We start from the raw sequence: 16,289 nt of genomic DNA on the forward strand, positions 1-16,289 counted from the left end.
CCGCCGCCCGCCAGTCTTAGCTTGCCGGCTGGTCCTCAGGACGCAGCCCGGCTTGCTCACGTTCCAGATAGTGCTGGTCGATCGCCGGCAGCGGCTCGCCCTTGATCGTGGCTTCGAACGCTCGCAGCCGCTTGTGGACTGACAAGAGCTCAACGATCGTTGACCAGGAATTAACAAGATATTGGAACGAGCTGGTCACTTGGCTGAACGCGGAATTGACCTGGTTGACGAGACCCAACGTCAAGGTTCCGGCGACCAACGAAGGAGTCATCAAAAAAAGAGGGAATATGGTATTTAGTTGCAAGTAGAGATAGCGGACCACATTGAAATAGACGTAGTGGAAATAGAGCCGGAAGTAGTTCTGGCGCACATTTCCGAACAATTCGGAAACGGTCGGCGGCTGCGCTCGGGACTGATCGTCCTCACCATAAACAAGTTCCTTGCGGTAAGCGGCTTCGACGCGCTGGTTGCGAAACTGCAAGCCGGGCAGCTTTATGCCGGCGGTGGCAATGCATACCGTCCCAAACATCGCCCAGAAGATCGCAGCCAAAACCAACGGCTGCGGCACCTGACCGATGAAAGGCAATGCCGTAATGTGCTTTGAGTAGGCAAGCAAAATCGGCATGAAGGCGATCAAAGTCATTATCGAATCAATAAAGCTGGTCCCAAGATCTTCCATGATCTTTGAAAAGCGCATCGTGTCTTCCTGCACGCGCTGGGAAGCTCCCTCGATGCTCCGCACCCTAGGCCAATAGGACATGTAGTAGTCGTTCATCGCTGTCCGCCAGCGAAACACCCAATGGCTTACAAAGAAATTTGTCAGAACGTAAACAGTAACAGCCACCAGAGCGATGCCGAGGAAAGTTATTAACTGCGCATAAACATCATACTCTGTCGCCTTCACACTTTTGCTCACAATGCCCTGGATCAGATCCCAGAACGGCCCGTACCAGGCATTGATCGCTACACTCACCTGAACCTGAAAATAGGTCGTGAACAAGATCAGCGAGCTGCCAAGGATCGACCAGCGGTCCCACGGGTGCGGGGAATACCAATGCCAGAAGGCGTAAAAGAGCAGCACACCAAGTGTAAAATAGATGTAGAACCAAAGGAACGGAGGCGACCAGAAAACGGAAACGCCAATGATCGGCGCCGCGTCCGCTGCAGGGAGGGGAAATCCGACCAAAGCGCCTAGCTGGTCGCCGCCGAGAAACCACACGGCCACCATGACCGCACTCCAGACGGCGGCCGAGGTGAAAAAGAGCTTCGGCTGCGGAAAAAACGATACGAACACTGTGGCGAAATCCTCGGTCGGCGCAAATCAGCGGCGTTGGTCAGCGGGCATAAAGTCACACATTAGTGGGAAAGAAAATGCCCGTGCCCGATGCCCGCAACCGAGCAAGACCATAATCATGGCGATTTTGGCGCAGCCGACCAGGCGATCGCGCCGGAAGCGAGCAGGACGGCGGCGGCCACGATCGAGGCAAGGAAAAAGTTGCCCGAGGCCTGCGCAAGCAGCCCGGCGACGATCGGGCCGATGATCTGGCCGAGGCCGAAGGCGGCCGTCATCACCGCCAGCATCCGGCGTGGTGCTTGCGGAGCAAGCTGCCTGCCGGCCTGCAGGCCAAGCGCGGTGATGGCTATGAAGGTGCCGCCGACAAGAAGGCCGCCGAGCAGCGGCCCGGTGCGCCCGCCCATGACGACACTGGCGCTGACGCCGACCACCTCGACCAGGCACCCCAGTGCGTAGGTGGCATAGAGCCCGATCCTGGCCGTAAGCTTCTGCCACAGCCAGACCGAGGGGAAACCGGCAAGGCCGGTGACCATCCAGACCACGGCCTCGAAGACGCGGCCGCCGCCGCCCTGGCGGACGATGGCGACCAGGAACGTTGCCGTGACGATGTAGCCGAAGCCGAACAGGCCGTAGGCGACAATGATCTTCACCAGCGACCGGTCTTTCGGCAGTGCCGGCTCGCTCCCGGTGGTGCTGTTCGCGGCCGAGGTGCCGCCGGCCAGCAAGGCGACGGCGGCAAAGCCGCAGGCCGAAATCACCGCCGACCACAGCCAGCCCGCCGCCCAGCCGGCATGTTCGGTGACGAGGAGCGCCAACAGCGCCGAGGATGCCGCGATGCCGAGGCCGACACCGCCGAAATACAGCGCCTGCAGGTCGTTTCGCCCGGCCGCGGCGAGATGACCGAAAACGATGCTGGTCATGAAGACCAGCACGAAGGCACTGGCGAGGCCGGCAAGAAAGCGGATGAGGAGAAAGCCGGGCATGGTGCCGCTCAGGCCCATCAGGCCGGCGAGGATCGCGGTGGCGGCAAGGCCGGCCAGCATCAGCTGGCGCTCGCGGCCTTGCGCCCAGCCGCCGGTGGCGGCAAGCGCGCCGACGAGGTAGCCGAGATAATTGGCCGATGCGATCCAGCCGGCATCGGCCGGCGACAGGCCGAGCTCTTCCATCATGCCGGGCAGGATCGGCGTATAGACGAAACGGCCGATGCCCATGGCGACGGCCAGGGCGATCATGCCGGCGATTGCCAGGCGCAAGGGCGAAGCGATGTTCATCGCGGTGCACCATAGGTGCGCCTGCCGGCGAGACAATCCGCCTTTTATTGGGCCAGAAGGGCTGCGCAGCCGCGTCGGCGGCCGGCTCACCTGAAGTGCCAGCAAGTCCTTGTTCAGCCGCAGCAGGTCCTTGGCGGGGCCGTCTCGAAGCGGGTACGACGCGCGGTCAGCCTGAACGGCATGTCGGCGAGTTCGCGCTCCGACATGGTGTCGAGCACCGGATGCGACAGCGGATCGGTCACCCAATTGATGGCCTCGCTGTCATGCCGGTGCGGCTGCGTTCCGATCGGGGAAAAGGCGCCGAGCCATGATAAAATCTTCATCGGATTTGCCTCCTCACTCTGCGTAACCCACTTAGAATCCGCCGTTCGGCAGCGTCTGGCAATTGAGATTTCCGCCGCTCCAGTTTAGAAAAACTGTATGGCTATGCTGAACCGCGTCCATCTCAACGGCTTGCGCGCCGTCGAGGCCGTCGCCCGCCTGGGCTCGCTTGCGGCGGCGGCCGGCGAGCTCAACGTCTCGGTCAGCGCCGTCAGCCAGCAGATCAACCGGACCGAAAAGCAGCTCGGCCGGGCGCTGTTCGACCGAACGCCAGCTGGCCTGGTGGCGACGGAATTCGGCACCGTCTTTACCGCGCGGCTCAGCGCAGGCTTCCGCGAACTCGCACAGGCGGTGGCGCTTGCCGATGAAAGCTCGGAGTGCACGCTGGTGGTTTCGGTGGCGCCGGCTTTCGCCTCGAAATGGCTGCTGCCGCGGCTGTCACGGCATTTTGCCCGCCATCCGAACGTGCTCCTGCGCATCGATGCCTCGGTGCGGCTTGCCGATCTCGATCGTTCGGACATCGACGTCGCCATTCGGCTCGGCGACGGCAAATGGCCGGGCGGGCGGGCCGAATTGCTGCTGGCGCAGGAGGTGTTTCCGGTCTGTGCACCGGTGATCGCCAGCAAGCTGAAATCGATCGAAGACCTTGCTTTGACCTGTGCGATCACCGACGAAAGGTCGATGATCAGTTGGAAGAGCTGGTTCGAAGCCGCCGGGGTGGAGCCGGTCACCTTCATGAAAGGCGCGCGCTTCACAGATCCGATGCTGTGCCTGGAATCGGCGATTGCCGGTCACGGCGTCATGCTCGGCTGGCAGTTGCTGGCCGCCGACGCGCTGGCCGACGGCCGTCTCGTTGCGCCGTTCGGCATACGCGCCCAGAGCGGCCTCGGCTATTGGCTGGTAACTTCGGCTAGCAAGAGCGAAAGTCGCAAAGTCAGGGATTTCAAGACCTGGATCCGCGAAGAGATCGAGGCGACGATGGCGCAGTTCAGATCGCTCGAGAGGGCCAGCTAGACCTGCCGGCGTCATCAGAGTGGAAAGGTCGGCAGCGCCGGTCTATGTAAGAAACAGTCCCCAATCACGGCAGGCAGGATCATGACCACACATTCGCGCGGCGTTTCCGCAAGCATCGACCCGGTGAAGCTCGACAGGCTGGCGGAGGTCGCCGTCAAGGTCGGGCTGCAATTGCAGCCGGGGCAGGATCTGGTGCTGACCTCGTCTATCGCCGCGCTGCCTCTGACGCGGCGGATCATCGAGCACGCCTACAAGGCAGGTGCCGGCCTGGTGACGCCGATCTTCAACGACGATGAGATCACTCTCGCGCGCTTCCGCTACGGCGCCGACGCCGGTTTCGACCGCGCCGCCGGCTGGCTCTACGAAGGCATGGCAAAAGCCTTCGCAAACAATGCGGCTAGGCTCGCCGTGCGCGGCGAGGATCCGTCGCTGCTTTCGGCGCAGGACCCGGCAAAGGTGGCGCGTGCCAACAAGGCGAATTCGATGGCCTACAAGCCGGCGCTGGAGAAGATCACCGGCTTCGACATCAACTGGAACATCGTCGCCTATCCCGATCAGGCCTGGGCCAAGCAGGTATTCCCGGACGACGCCGACGACGTCGCCGTGGCCAAGCTCGCCGAGGCTATCTTTGCCGCCTCGCGGGTGGATGTCGAAGACCCGATCGGCAATTGGACGGCGCACAATGCGGCGTTGAAGAGCCGCACCGAATGGCTGAACGGCCACAATTTCCACGCGCTGCATTTCACCGGCCCCGGCACCGACCTGACCGTCGGGCTGGCCGACGGCCACGAGTGGATGGGCGGCGCCTCGACCGCCAAGAACGGCATCACCTGCAACCCCAACATCCCGACCGAAGAGGTTTTCACCACACCGCATGCAAGGCGCGTCGAAGGCCATGTCACCAGCACCAAGCCGCTGTCCTATCAGGGTACCCTGATCGACGGCATTGCGGTGCGTTTCGAGGCGGGCCGCATTGTCGAGGCCAAGGCCACGAAAGGCGAGGATGTGCTGCAAAAGGTGCTCGATACCGACGAAGGCTCGCGCCGTCTCGGCGAGGTGGCGCTGGTGCCGCATTCCTCGCCGATCGCCAAGAGCGGGCTGCTGTTTTTCAACACGCTGTTCGACGAGAACGCCGCCTGCCACATCGCGCTCGGCCAGTGCTATTCGAAGTGCTTCGTCGACGGCGCCTCGCTCGGCCAGGACGAGATCGCGGCGCGCGGCGGCAACAAGAGTTTCATCCACATCGACTGGATGATCGGCTCGGACAAGATCGACATAGACGGCGTCCATAAGGACGGCAGCCGCGTGCCGGTGATGCGCAAGGGCGAGTGGGTTTAGGCCCGGGATCTCTAAGCGAAGACCAGCAAGCAGCGGCGCCTGCTGGCCCATGCGGAGTTGGCAATGGAGCTCGCGGTCAAGCGCATCTATGAGCAGCCGGCGCCCGATGACGGGCAGCGGGTGCTCGTCGACCGTATATGGCCTCGCGGCGTCCGCAAAGAGGACGCGGCGCTGACGGTCTGGCTGAAGGACATCGCGCCGAGCAATGGGTTGCGCAAATGGTTCGGTCATGAGCCGGCGCGCTGGGCGGAATTCCAGCGGCGATACCGCGATGAGCTCGACCGGAACGGCGAGGCGGTGACGGAACTACGTGCCTTGCTCCGTGAAGGCAAGGTGACGCTGCTCTACGGCGCCCATGACGAGGCGCACAACAATGCGGCGGCACTGGCGAGCTATTTACGTGGGATCAATTAGTCACGCCGCCGGGACAGCGCCCCCTCTGGCCTGCCGGCCATCTCCCCCACTTGGGGGGAGATCGGATGTCGCCGGCTTTCGCCAATCTCCAAGGTCGCAGTGGTGAGCGGAGCGCCGAAGCTGCCAATCTCCACCCTCGTGGGGGAGATGTCCGGCAGGACAGAGGGGGGCGCGACGGATCGCGGCGGGTCGGTTCTACTTCCCACTCACCGCCTCTTGATAAACATCAGGCTTGAAGCCGACGAGAACCCTGTCGCCAAGTTCCAGCACCGGACGCTTGATCATCGTCGGTTTGGCCAGCATCAGCGCCTTGGCCTTGTTCTCGTCCAAGCCCAGTCTGTCCTCGTCCGACAGTTCACGGAACGTTGTGCTCGCCTTGTTGAGCAGGATTTCCCAGCCGACCTTGCCTGACCAGCCGTCCAGCCGATCCGCTTCAAGCCCGTCTGCCCTGTAGTCGTGAAAGCGATAGGCAACATCGTGGCTCGCCAGCCAGGAACGCGCCTTCTTGACCGTATCGCAATTGGTGATGCCGTACATGGTGATCGTCAAAACGGATCCTCGGACCGGTCGATTCTAGCGGCACCGTAAAACCGCGCCTCTCGGTTTTCCAGCGGCCTCGCCGGCCGTCGGCGATTTTCACGCTTGTCACGAGGACATGGGCTTTCACGACGGCTGGGGCACGGTGGCGGATCAGTTGGCCGACTATCTCATGACGATCTGAGGCGACCCTGCTTCGCACTCACATTGCGGCCACGAAGCCGTCGTGGCCGTTCAACCGAACGCCGGTGCCGAGGCACCAACGCTCGCAACAAACTTGACGTTGGCGTAATGCCAATGTTGAACGCTCAGGCGCCGTAGCCGATGATGCCCTTGATCTCGAGGAAATCGTGGATCGCCCAGTCGGCGTATTCGCGGCCGTTGCCGGACTGCTTGTAGCCGCCGAAGGGCGCGAACGTATCCCATTCCGGATAGTTGATCGACACCTGCCCGGCGCGCAGCCGGCTGGCAATCTTGCGGGCGTGGTCGATATCCCCGGACTGCACATAGGCAGCCAGGCCATAGACGGTGTCGTTGGCGATCTTCACCGCATCATCATCGTCATCGTAGGAGATGACCGACAGGACCGGCCCGAAAATCTCCTCCTTCTCGATGGTCATGCCAGGCCTGACGTGGCCGAAAACGGTCGGTCGCACATAATAGCCACGGTTGAGGTGTTCCGGCCGGCCGAGGCCGCCGGTGACCAGCGTCGCACCCTCGGCGATACCTGCCTCGATCAACCGCTGGATCTTGTCGAACTGGACGTTGCTGACCACCGGCCCGAGCTTGGTCTCCTCCGAGCGCGGGTCGCCGACCTTGTGCCGTTCGGCGGCCTTCCTGGCGATCGTCAGCGCCTCGTCGTGACGGGCGGCCGGCACCAGCATGCGGGTCGGCGCATCGCAAGACTGGCCGCTATTGCCGAAGCAGGCGTTGACACCCTTGCGCACCGCCGTCTCGAAGTCAGCGTCGGGCAGCACGATGTTGGCCGATTTGCCGCCGAGCTCCTGCGCCACGCGCTTTACCGTCTCGGCCGCCGTCTTGGCGACGATGATGCCGGCCCGGGTCGATCCGGTGAACGAGACCATGTCGACATCGGGATGGCCAGCCATGACCTGGCCGACATCCGGACCGGTGCCATTCACCATATTGTAGACGCCCTTCGGCGTGCCGGCGGCGTCCATCACCTCGGAAAAGATGATGCCGCTGATCGGCGCGATTTCGGAAGGCTTTAAAATGACGGTGCAGCCGGCGGCGATGGCCGGCGCTACCTTGCAGACTATCTGGTTGAGCGGCCAGTTCCACGGTGTAATCAGCGCGCAGACGCCGATCGGCTCCTTGACCACCATGGTGGTGCCGCGCTTCTCGCTGAATTCGTAATCCTCCAGCGCCTTGATGGTGGCTTCCATATGCGCCCTGCCCGCCCAGGCCTGCGCCTCGCGCGCCCACCTGATCGGCGCGCCCATTTCCTGGCTGACCGCCTGGGCGATGTCCTCGTAGCGCTCATTGTAGACTTCGAGGATACGCTTCAGCAGCTTCAGGCGCTCGGCCTTGGTCGTTTGCGAAAAGGCCGGGAATGCCGCCTTGGCTGCAGCCACGGCCTTGTCGACATCGGCTTTCGAGCCGACCGAGATTTTGGTGTAGGCCTCTTCAGTGGACGGATCGATGACATCCAGTGTTGCCGGAACCACGGGGCCGACCCATTTGCCGCCGATGAAAAAATTGAGATGATTGCTCATGGGCCGTGCTCCGGTTTTCTGGAAATGAGTGAGACTAGCTAGGCAGCATAGGGCAGTTGGCACCACGGCGCAGGCTGATATGCGCCACGTCGCCGACGCTGAATTGAAAACCCTCTGTCCGGCGCGGCGCGTCGATCACCACCTGTGTCCCCTGCCCCAACTCTGCATGAAGGCGCAAGGTGCGGCCGTGAAAGACGATGCTGTTCACCCGCACCGGTGCAGTACCGGCCGCCGCCTCGGTCGTCGCCAAAAGGTCCTCCGGACGCACGCCGATGGTGCGCACCGTGCCCTCGCCTGGCAGCTCGCCTTTATCCGAAATCGCTTCCAGCGGCAGAGCGCCGGCGATGAACCGCAAGCGCTCGCCGTCACGGCCGACAAAGCGCGACTGCAGAAGGTTCATGGTGCCGATGAAGCTGGCGACGAATTTGGTGGCGGGTCGATCGTAAAGGGTCGCCGGCGGCGCAATCTGCTCGATGCGGCCCTTGTTCATGACGACGATGCGGTCTGAGATCGACAGCGCCTCGGTCTGGTCGTGCGTGACCATGACGAAAGTGGTGCCAAGCCGCGACTGCAGCCGCTTCAGTTCGACCTGCATCTGCTCGCGCAGATGCGCGTCGAGCGCCGACAGCGGCTCGTCGAGCAGCAGCACACGCGGCTCGCAGACGATGGCGCGGGCAAGCGCGACGCGCTGGCGCTGGCCACCCGACAATTCGGACACGCGGGCGCCGAGCTTCTCGGCAAGGCCGACCATGTCGAGCGCTGCGCCGACGCGCTTTGCCTGTTCGGCACCGGAGAGCTTGCGCAGCGACAGGCCGAAGCCGACATTTTCGGCAACGTTCATGTGTGGGAACAGCGCGTAGTCCTGGAACACGGTATTGACGGGACGGCCGAAGGGCCTGAGCGCTGTGATGTCGCGGCCTTCGAGCAGGACCCTGCCGTTCGACGGGCTCTCGAAGCCGGCGATGACCCGCAGGCTGGTGGTCTTGCCGCAGCCGGACGGTCCGAGCAGGGTCAGGAACTCGCCGCGCGAAATATCGAGATCGACGGCGTCGAGCCCGATGATGCCGCCGGGGAAAATCTTGGAGACCTTGTCCAGCCGGACGAGCGGATCAGGCGCCATCGCGAACCTCGGACGGTTTGGTGGTGTTGACCCACAGAATCTGGCAGCGCTCGCTGCCCGGATTGCGGAAGGCATGCAGCAACGTGCTCTTGAAGGCGAAGCTGTCGCCGGCCTTCAGCCCGTATCTGGTCGAATCGACCACCAGCTCGACCTCGCCCGACAGGACGAAGCCGAATTCATGGCCGGCATGGGCGTAAGCTTCGGCGGTGCCGCCACCGGCGTCAACGGTCACCAGCATGCCGGTCAGCGTGGCGGCCGGCGGCGACAGCAGCGCCTTGGCGATGCCTTCCGATTTGACCGGGATCTGACGCCGGCTGTTGGCGCGCACACAATAAAGATCGTTGCCGACATCCTTGCCGTCAGCGATCAGCGCTGACGGCTCTATATCGAGGGCGGCGGCAAGCGGCCAGATCACGCGGACCCGCAATGACGACATGCCGCGCTCGATCTGGCTTAGCGCACCTATCGAGACACCGGCCTTGGCGGCAAGTTCGGCCAGCGAGAGATTGCGCTCCAGCCTGAGCGCTCGCACGCGCCGGCCGACCCTGACGTCGGCGTCGTCCTTCGGCTTCTCAGCCGCTTCGTCCAGCATGTCCATTCGTTCGTCCTTGTTTGGTTAGGTTTCCCTTCTCCCCTTGTGGGAGAAGGTGGATCGGCGCGAGGCGCCGAGACGGATGAGGGGTGTTGGCCGGAGTGCTGTCGGTGCCATCTGGAACACCCCTCATCCGTCGCCTTCGGCGACACCTTCTCCCGCAAGGGGAGAAGGAAGAGCGAACTCAGCCGCCTGCCTTGACCTTCTCGAACATCTTGGCGAGTTCGTCATTCTGCTTCATCGGCCCGGTGAAGATCGTGGTCTTCAGCATCACCTCGGGATCGGAAGGCAGCTGCAGTTTCTCCAACTCCTCCTTCGGCACAGCGGCGAAAGCCGAGCTGGTCGAGCTGCCATAGCCGTAGGCCTGGATCAGATACTTTCCGGAATCCGTTTCCAGCCGGCTGTTGATGAAGTCATAAGCAAGATCGACGTTCTTGGCGTCCTTGAGCATGACGAAGCCGCAAGCCCAGGTCAGCATGCCTTCCTTCGGCTTCATGAACTCTACAGGCACGCCCTGCTTCTTCAGCGAGGTGGCCGAGGCGTTCCAGGTCATGGCCGCGACCAGCTGGCCGCTCGCCAGTGCCTGTTCGACCGAGGTCATGTCAGTGGTGTAGTTCGAGAGCAGCGGGCGCTGCTCGCGCAGTTTCTCCGCCACCTTGTTCATCTGTTCCGGTGTCATGTCGAATGGATTGACGCCGGCCAGAAGGGCCGCCACCACCGGTGTGTCGTGGACGGCATCGATGGTCGCCATGCGCCCGGCATATTGCTTGTCCCAGAGCAGGTTCCAACTGGCTTCCGGGTTCTTCACCAGATCGGTGCGGTAGAGGATCGAGGTATTGCCCCAGTCCCACGGCACCATCCAGACCTTGCCGTCGCCGGCCTGCAGGTCGGGCAGGTTCTTGAAGACCGGGAAGATCGAATCCCAGTTCTTGATGCGCTTGGTGTCGATCGGCTGCAGCAGGCCTTCCTTGTTCCAGCGCGCCACCTTGTCATAGCAAGGGTGCGCGACATCGGGGCGGAAGCCGGCCTTGACCTTGGTGAAGGCGTCATCGTCGTCGCCGAACATCGAGGCTTCGACACCATCGGGGTGCGCGGCGAGGAAGCTCTTGTTGAAGTCGGGCAGTTCATAGCCCGACCAGGTGAAATATTGCAGCTTGTCGCCGGCAAAGGCGGCAGTCGATGCAAGCGCCAGCGCGAAGGCAGCCAGTCCGGTTTTCGCTGTCTTTGCCGTTATCGATTTCAAGTCGAATGCCATTGCAGTTCTCCTCTTTCGGTTTCTTCTGGTTTTGACAGGCTGGCGGGCGCTGGCCGCCGGGTGGCGGCAAGCCCGCGATGGCGCAGGATTTCGGCGAGTGCGGCGATGACGAACGACACGGCCAGGATCGCCGTGCCGAGCGCCATGACGGTCGGCAGCGATTTCGGGAAGCGCAGCTGGCTCCAGATATAAAGCGGCAGCGTCGGCTCGGTGCCGGCAAGGAAGAAGGCGACGATAAACTCGTCGAACGAGGTCAGGAAGGCCAGCATGAACGCCGAAATAATGGCGGGCAGGCTGAGCGGCAGCATCACCCGTCTGAAGGTCGTCCAGTCCGAGGCGCCGAGGTCGAGCGCTGCCTCGCGGATGGTCTTCGGGATGGCGGCGAAGCGGCTGCGCATGACCACCACCGTCGTCGGCAGCGCCACCAATACGTGGCCGAGCACAATGGCAATGCGCGACGGCCCGAAACCGGCGAGATTGACCAGGATCAACAGCGAGATGCCGACGATGACGCCGGGGATCAGGATCGGCAGCCGCGCAATGGCACTGATCGTGGCGGCCAGCGGCGAGCGACCGTAGAGGTCCATATAGGACACGGTGATGCCGCAGAGTGTTGCGCCGCTGGCGGCAATGGCGCCGATGACGAGGCTGGTGGCAAGCGCACCGGACAGCGCCGAATTGCCGTAAAGTGTGCCGTACCACTCAAGTGTGAAGCCTTGCAGCGGAAATGCCGCCTGGATCGAATTGTTGAAGGAAAACAGCGGGATCAGCAATATCGGCAGATACAGGAACACCAGATAGGCAAGGACATAGACACCCAGCCAGCCGCCGCCCTGCCTTGCATCGATACGCGCCGTGTTCATGTGCGGCTGCCGTATCGCCGGTCGGCGAAGCGCACCACCAGCACCACGGCGAGAATGACCAGCATGACGGCGACGGCGAGTGCGGCGCCGAACGGCCAGTCATTGGCCTTGCCGAACTCGGCCTGGATCAGTGTGCCGATCATTGTACTGGCAGGGCCGCCGACCAGCGCCGGCGTCACATAATCGCCGACGGTCGGCACGAAGACGACGAGAGCGGCCGCCAGCACGCCCGGCATCGAATTGGGCAGCACGATGCGGCGGAAGCTGGTGAATGGTTTTGCGCCGAGATCGGAAGCGGCCTCGAGCAACGACTTCGGGATGGTGTCCAGCGCCACATAGATGGGCAGGATGGCGAACGGCGCATAAGCGTGGGCGAGCGTGACGACGACCGCTGCCGGCGTATTAAGGAAGGCCAATGTCGGCTCCGACCAGATGCCGCTTTCGATCAGCGCCGAGTTCAGCACGCCATTATAGGCAAGCACGATCTTCCAGGCGAAGACGCGCAGGAGATAGCTGGTCCAGAACGGCAGGGTCAGCAGGAACAACAGCAGCCCGCGCCGCCGCCCGGCATGGAAAGCCAGATAGTAGGCAACGGGATAGGCGGTGACGACGGTTGCCAGCGTCACCAGGCCGGCGATACCCAGCGAGCGCAGCGTCACCGTCCAGTACAGCGGATCGGTGGCCACAGTGACGAAATTCGCAAGGGTGAAACCAGCCCCCAGCAGCGAGCCGTCATTGCCGCGAAAGGCGAGAAAGAACACCAGGCCAAGGGCGAAAAGGATCAGCAAGAAGGTGACCAGCCCGCCGGGCAGCAGCATGGCGAAGCGGAAGGCCGGCGAAGACCGGGTTTCCGGCAACGACTGCGTTACGACGATGGTCGACATCGGCTGTCCATCGAAATTTGAAATCGATTAAGCTTTTTTCATATTTATGAAATTGTCAAGCTGTTTCATGCTTGGGCATGAACGTCAGCGTTCGAACGCGTCCAGCATCCGGTACCAGGCGATGGTCGCGGCGACGCCGACCTGCCGAAAGGCGTGAAACGGGATCGGTCGGATCGGCGAGACCGGGAACGGCAATTGCCTGGTGTCGCCGCTCGACAAATAGGAGGCGATGCGCTCGCCAAGCGCGGTCATCAGGCCGATGCCGCGGCCCTGGCAGCCAACCACCGCCAGCAGACCCTTCTCTGGCTCGTGGATATGCGGAAGATGGTCCGGCGTCATTGCCACTCGGCCGAACCACCGCTTTTCAATGGCAATGTCTGACAGCGCCGGATAAAGCCGCAGCAGCGCGCGCTCCAGATGCGCCCAGTCGGCCGGGCCGTTCGGCAAGGCCATGCGGCCGCGTCCGCCGAGCACCAGCCGGCCATCGGCACTCTTGCGGTAATAGACGAGGATGCGGCGCGAATCCGACACTGCCTGCCCTTCCGGCAGGATAGCCGCCGCGAGATTGGACGATAGCGGTGCTGTCGCGATCTGGAAGGAATGCAGCGGGACGATCGTCTCGGCGAGGCCGGGAAGCAGGCCGCCGGTATAGGCGTTGGTCGCCAGGACAATCGCCTTGGCCTTGAGTTCGGCGCCGCTTTCCGTAGAAACGTGCCAAATGCCGGCATTCTGGCTGATCTGCATCACGTTCTGGCGTTCGGCGATTTTCACGCCCGCCGCTACAGCGACGCGCGCCAGTTCCGACGTGTAGGCGAGCGGATCGATGACACCGGCGCGGCGATCGAGCCAGCCGCCGAGATAGCCTTGCGCGCCGGTCATCGTCGCGATCTCCGTCGCGCTCAGCAGCCGGACATCGGCGCCGCGCGCCCGCCACTGCCGATCCCGGCTTGCCGCCGCTTTCAGCGCGGTCTCGGTATGCGCGGCCTGGATCCAGCCATTGCGGACGAACGGCACCGCCAGTCTTTCGTCGCGGATCAATTCGAAGACGGTGTCAGCGGTCGAGGCGGCAAAGTTGACGAGCGCTTCGCCGCGTTCGAGACCAAAATGCTCCAGCAGCCAGTCCGGATCGTATTTCAGGCCGGGAATGACCTGACCGCCGTTCAGGCCGGATGCGCCATTGCCAATTTCGCCGGCCTCCAGCACCTGGACGGCAAGGCCGAGCCGGGCAGCGTGCAAGGCTGTCGACAGCCCCATGATACCGCCGCCGACGATAACGACATCGACGCATTGGCCGGCGGGAAAAAGCGACTGGAACGCGGTGGCTGTCCGCGGCTTCTGCCAGATTGGATCGGAAAACCGTACGGGCAAGCGTCACCTGGAGATTTCAGTAGGTGAAAACCCTAGCGACGGTTTCATTATTTTGAAAGAGCGTTTTCCGTCGCCGTTGGCGCACGTCAGGCTCAATCAAGGTCCGGCGATGCGAAGACCGCTTGAAAGAATTGACAAAGCTCGTCCTGCAGGCGGGATAGACCTTTGGCGGGAATTTGTTGAAAGTGCCGCGGCCGAAGGACAAGACAACAGGAAATGTAAGCCATGACGAACGCCACACATTTGCCCGCCGAAGGCCTCTTCGTGGGCCGCGCCAGGGCGAGCGATGCTTCCCATCCGCTGGTGGTCACGGTGCGTGACGGCACGGTCTTCGATATCACGTCAAATGTGGCGCCGACCGTGCGCGACGTTTGCGAATTGCCGGATCCGGCGGGGCACGTCCGCTCGGCCAAGGGGCGGCCGATCGGCCCGCTCGATGCCATTGCCGCCAGCAGTTTCGAGACAGCGCGCGATCCGGGGAAACCGTACCTGCTGTCCCCCGTCGACCTGCAGGCGATCAAAGCGTCTGGCGTCACCTTTGTCGTCAGCCTGCTCGAACGGGTGATCGAGGAGCAGGCGCGCGGTTCGGCGGAAAAGGCCGACGCCATTCGCGCCGACATCGCCGGGCTGATCGGCCACGATCTGTCGAAGCTCAAGCCCGGCTCGCCGGAAGCGATGGAGATCAAGGCCAAGCTGATTGCGCGCGGCGCCTGGTCGCAATATCTGGAAGTCGGCATCGGCCCCGATGCCGAGATCTTCACCAAGTGCCAGCCGATGGCCTCGGTCGGCTTCGGCGCCGATGTCGGCCTGCATCCGGTTTCGACATGGAACAATCCGGAGCCGGAGATCGCCATGATTGCCGCCAGCAGCGGCAGGATTGTCGGGGCGACGATCGGCAACGACGTCAATCTGCGCGACGTCGAGGGGCGCTCGGCGCTGCTGCTCGGCAAAGCCAAGGACAACAACGCTTCGGCAGCACTTGGCCCCTTTATCCGGCTGTTCGATGAGACGTTTTCCATTGGCGACGTGAAGCAGGCGATCGTACGCCTGAAGGTCGAGGGCGAGGATGGGTTCTCGCTGGAGGGCGCCAGTTCGATGGCCGAGATCAGCCGCTCGCCGGAAGAGTTGGTCGCCGCCGCCATGGGGCCGCATCATCAATACCCCGACGGGCTGGCACTTTATCTCGGCACCATGTTCGTGCCGTCGAAGGATCGGGGCGAAACAGGCAAGGGCTTTACCCACAAGGTCGGCGACATCGTCACCATCTCGTCGGAGAAATTCGGCGCCTTGGTCAACCGCGTGCGGCTGTCGCCCGACTGTCCGCACTGGACCTACGGCGCCAGCCACCTGATGCGCGACCTCGCCAGGGCCGACCTCATCTAGTCCCGCAGCCTAACATCCGATAGTTTCTAGAATTCTCTGATTGGAAATTACCTGCTCGTCGGCATTCGGGAGAGTCCATTGATCGTCGCTCTTGAGGGCAAGACCCTTGTCGTTACCGGCGGAACGCAAGGGCTTGGCGAGACCATCGCCCGGCTGGCCTCAGCCGACGGCGGCGAAGGGATCGCCATTGTCGGCCGCAATGCCGAGCGTGGCAGACGCATCGCCGAAGAGCTTTCACGACCAAGCCGGCCCGTCGTCTTCATCCAGGCCGATCTTGCAGATCCGGCCGCGCCTGCAGCTGTCATGGCGGAAGCGATCAAAAGACTCGGCCGCATCGATTGTCTGGTGAACGCCGCGGCCCTCACCGACCGGGCCTCGCTGGAAACTGGCACAATCGACGACTGGGACAGGTTATTTTCCGTCAATGCGCGCGCGCCGTTCTTCCTCATGCAGGCGGCCGTAGCCGACATGAAGACACGGCGGGCGGCGGGGGCCATCGTCAACATACTGTCGGTGAATGCGCATTGCGGTGCGCCGGACCTTGCCATCTATTCCGCAACCAAGGGCGCGCTTTCGACGCTGACCAGAAACATTGCCAACGCGCATCTTTCCGATCGCATCCGCGTCAACGGCATCAACATGGGCTGGGTAGCGACGCCGGCCGAACAAGAGATGCAGGCGCGCACGCTGGGCAAGGGCGAAAACTGGGCAAAGATTGCCGCCGCCGGCCTGCCGCTTGGTCGATTGCTGACCATGGACGAAGTCGCCCAGCTAACGCTGTTCCTGCTCAGCGACGCCTCCGGGCTGATGACCGGGACGCTTATCGACCTAGAGCAACACGTGCTCGGCGCGCCGCCGCGCGGGATTGCATGACGGTCGCAAGGCCGATCGTCGGCCGC

Annotated in this window: 16 protein-coding genes; 5 read left to right on the forward strand and 11 right to left on the reverse strand. The window is 63.1% G+C overall.

The window, feature by feature from the left end:
- Positions 1 to 16 precede the first annotated feature (16 nt).
- From sbmA to NKH33_RS01400, 3 genes are all read right to left on the reverse strand, one after another.
- Positions 17 to 1,294, reverse strand: coding sequence for a peptide antibiotic transporter SbmA (gene sbmA, locus NKH33_RS01390; RefSeq protein WP_352473368.1), 1,278 nt, complete (start codon positions 1,292 to 1,294; stop codon positions 17 to 19).
- Between the two features lie 116 nt (positions 1,295 to 1,410).
- Complete coding sequence (locus NKH33_RS01395) at positions 1,411 to 2,565, reverse strand: YbfB/YjiJ family MFS transporter (protein ID WP_352830761.1); 1,155 nt, start codon at positions 2,563 to 2,565, stop codon at positions 1,411 to 1,413.
- 113 nt (positions 2,566 to 2,678) lie between these two features.
- Positions 2,679 to 2,888 carry a hypothetical protein gene (locus NKH33_RS01400; RefSeq protein WP_352473371.1) on the reverse strand — a complete coding sequence of 70 codons (210 nt, stop codon included), beginning with the start codon at positions 2,886 to 2,888 and terminating at the stop codon, positions 2,679 to 2,681.
- 97 nt (positions 2,889 to 2,985) lie between these two features.
- Here NKH33_RS01400 and NKH33_RS01405 point away from each other — a divergent pair, with 97 nt between their 5' ends.
- From NKH33_RS01405 to NKH33_RS01415, 3 genes are all read left to right on the forward strand, one after another.
- Positions 2,986 to 3,900, forward strand: coding sequence for a LysR substrate-binding domain-containing protein (locus NKH33_RS01405; protein ID WP_352917997.1), 915 nt, complete (start codon positions 2,986 to 2,988; stop codon positions 3,898 to 3,900).
- An 81-nt stretch (positions 3,901 to 3,981) separates the two neighbouring features.
- The gene (locus tag NKH33_RS01410) at positions 3,982 to 5,238 is read left to right on the forward strand and encodes an aminopeptidase (RefSeq protein WP_352473373.1); all 1,257 of its coding nucleotides are present in this window, start codon (positions 3,982 to 3,984) and stop codon (positions 5,236 to 5,238) included.
- A 57-nt stretch (positions 5,239 to 5,295) separates the two neighbouring features.
- On the forward strand, positions 5,296 to 5,652 hold the full coding sequence (locus NKH33_RS01415) for a DUF488 domain-containing protein (RefSeq protein ID WP_352473375.1): 357 nt from the start codon (positions 5,296 to 5,298) through the stop codon (positions 5,650 to 5,652).
- Between the two features lie 195 nt (positions 5,653 to 5,847).
- Here the strand turns inward: NKH33_RS01415 and NKH33_RS01420 are convergent, their stop codons facing one another.
- The 8 genes from NKH33_RS01420 to NKH33_RS01455 all read right to left on the reverse strand — a co-directional run bounded on the left by NKH33_RS01420 (position 5,848) and on the right by NKH33_RS01455 (position 14,007).
- Positions 5,848 to 6,201: an ArsC family reductase gene (locus NKH33_RS01420; RefSeq protein ID WP_352917999.1), complete on the reverse strand. Its 354-nt coding sequence runs from the start codon at positions 6,199 to 6,201 to the stop codon at positions 5,848 to 5,850.
- Positions 6,202 to 6,497: 296 nt separating this feature from the next.
- A complete protein-coding gene (locus NKH33_RS01425; RefSeq protein ID WP_352473377.1) occupies positions 6,498 to 7,925 on the reverse strand; it encodes an aldehyde dehydrogenase family protein in 1,428 nt (475 codons plus the stop codon).
- A gap of 34 nt (positions 7,926 to 7,959) precedes the next feature.
- Positions 7,960 to 9,045, reverse strand: a complete 1,086-nt coding sequence (locus NKH33_RS01430) for an ABC transporter ATP-binding protein (RefSeq protein WP_352473379.1) — start codon at positions 9,043 to 9,045, stop codon at positions 7,960 to 7,962.
- A complete protein-coding gene (locus NKH33_RS01435) occupies positions 9,035 to 9,643 on the reverse strand; it encodes a cupin domain-containing protein (RefSeq protein ID WP_352473380.1) in 609 nt (202 codons plus the stop codon). Before NKH33_RS01435 ends, NKH33_RS01430 begins: the two co-directional genes overlap by 11 nt.
- Before the next feature lie 178 nt (positions 9,644 to 9,821).
- Positions 9,822 to 10,892, reverse strand: a complete 1,071-nt coding sequence (locus tag NKH33_RS01440) for an ABC transporter substrate-binding protein (RefSeq protein WP_352473381.1) — start codon at positions 10,890 to 10,892, stop codon at positions 9,822 to 9,824.
- Entirely contained in the window at positions 10,877 to 11,755 is an 879-nt protein-coding gene (locus NKH33_RS01445; protein ID WP_352473382.1) for an ABC transporter permease, read from the reverse strand. The genes NKH33_RS01440 and NKH33_RS01445 overlap by 16 nt, the downstream gene beginning before the upstream one ends.
- Entirely contained in the window at positions 11,752 to 12,639 is an 888-nt protein-coding gene (locus tag NKH33_RS01450) for an ABC transporter permease (protein WP_352473383.1), read from the reverse strand. Before NKH33_RS01450 ends, NKH33_RS01445 begins: the two co-directional genes overlap by 4 nt.
- An 84-nt stretch (positions 12,640 to 12,723) precedes the next feature.
- Positions 12,724 to 14,007 carry an NAD(P)/FAD-dependent oxidoreductase gene (locus tag NKH33_RS01455; protein WP_352473384.1) on the reverse strand — a complete coding sequence of 428 codons (1,284 nt, stop codon included), beginning with the start codon at positions 14,005 to 14,007 and terminating at the stop codon, positions 12,724 to 12,726.
- A gap of 225 nt (positions 14,008 to 14,232) precedes the next feature.
- On the opposite strand from NKH33_RS01455, the gene NKH33_RS01460 reads away from it, so the two are divergent.
- Entirely contained in the window at positions 14,233 to 15,390 is a 1,158-nt protein-coding gene (locus NKH33_RS01460; RefSeq protein ID WP_352473385.1) for a fumarylacetoacetate hydrolase family protein, read from the forward strand.
- Positions 15,391 to 15,468: 78 nt separating this feature from the next.
- Positions 15,469 to 16,263 carry an SDR family oxidoreductase gene (locus NKH33_RS01465; RefSeq protein ID WP_352473387.1) on the forward strand — a complete coding sequence of 265 codons (795 nt, stop codon included), beginning with the start codon at positions 15,469 to 15,471 and terminating at the stop codon, positions 16,261 to 16,263.
- Positions 16,264 to 16,289: the final 26 nt, after the last annotated feature.

Origin of the sequence: Mesorhizobium sp. M1182, assembly GCF_040318335.1 — a bacterium.
Lineage (GTDB): Bacteria > Pseudomonadota > Alphaproteobacteria > Rhizobiales > Rhizobiaceae > Mesorhizobium.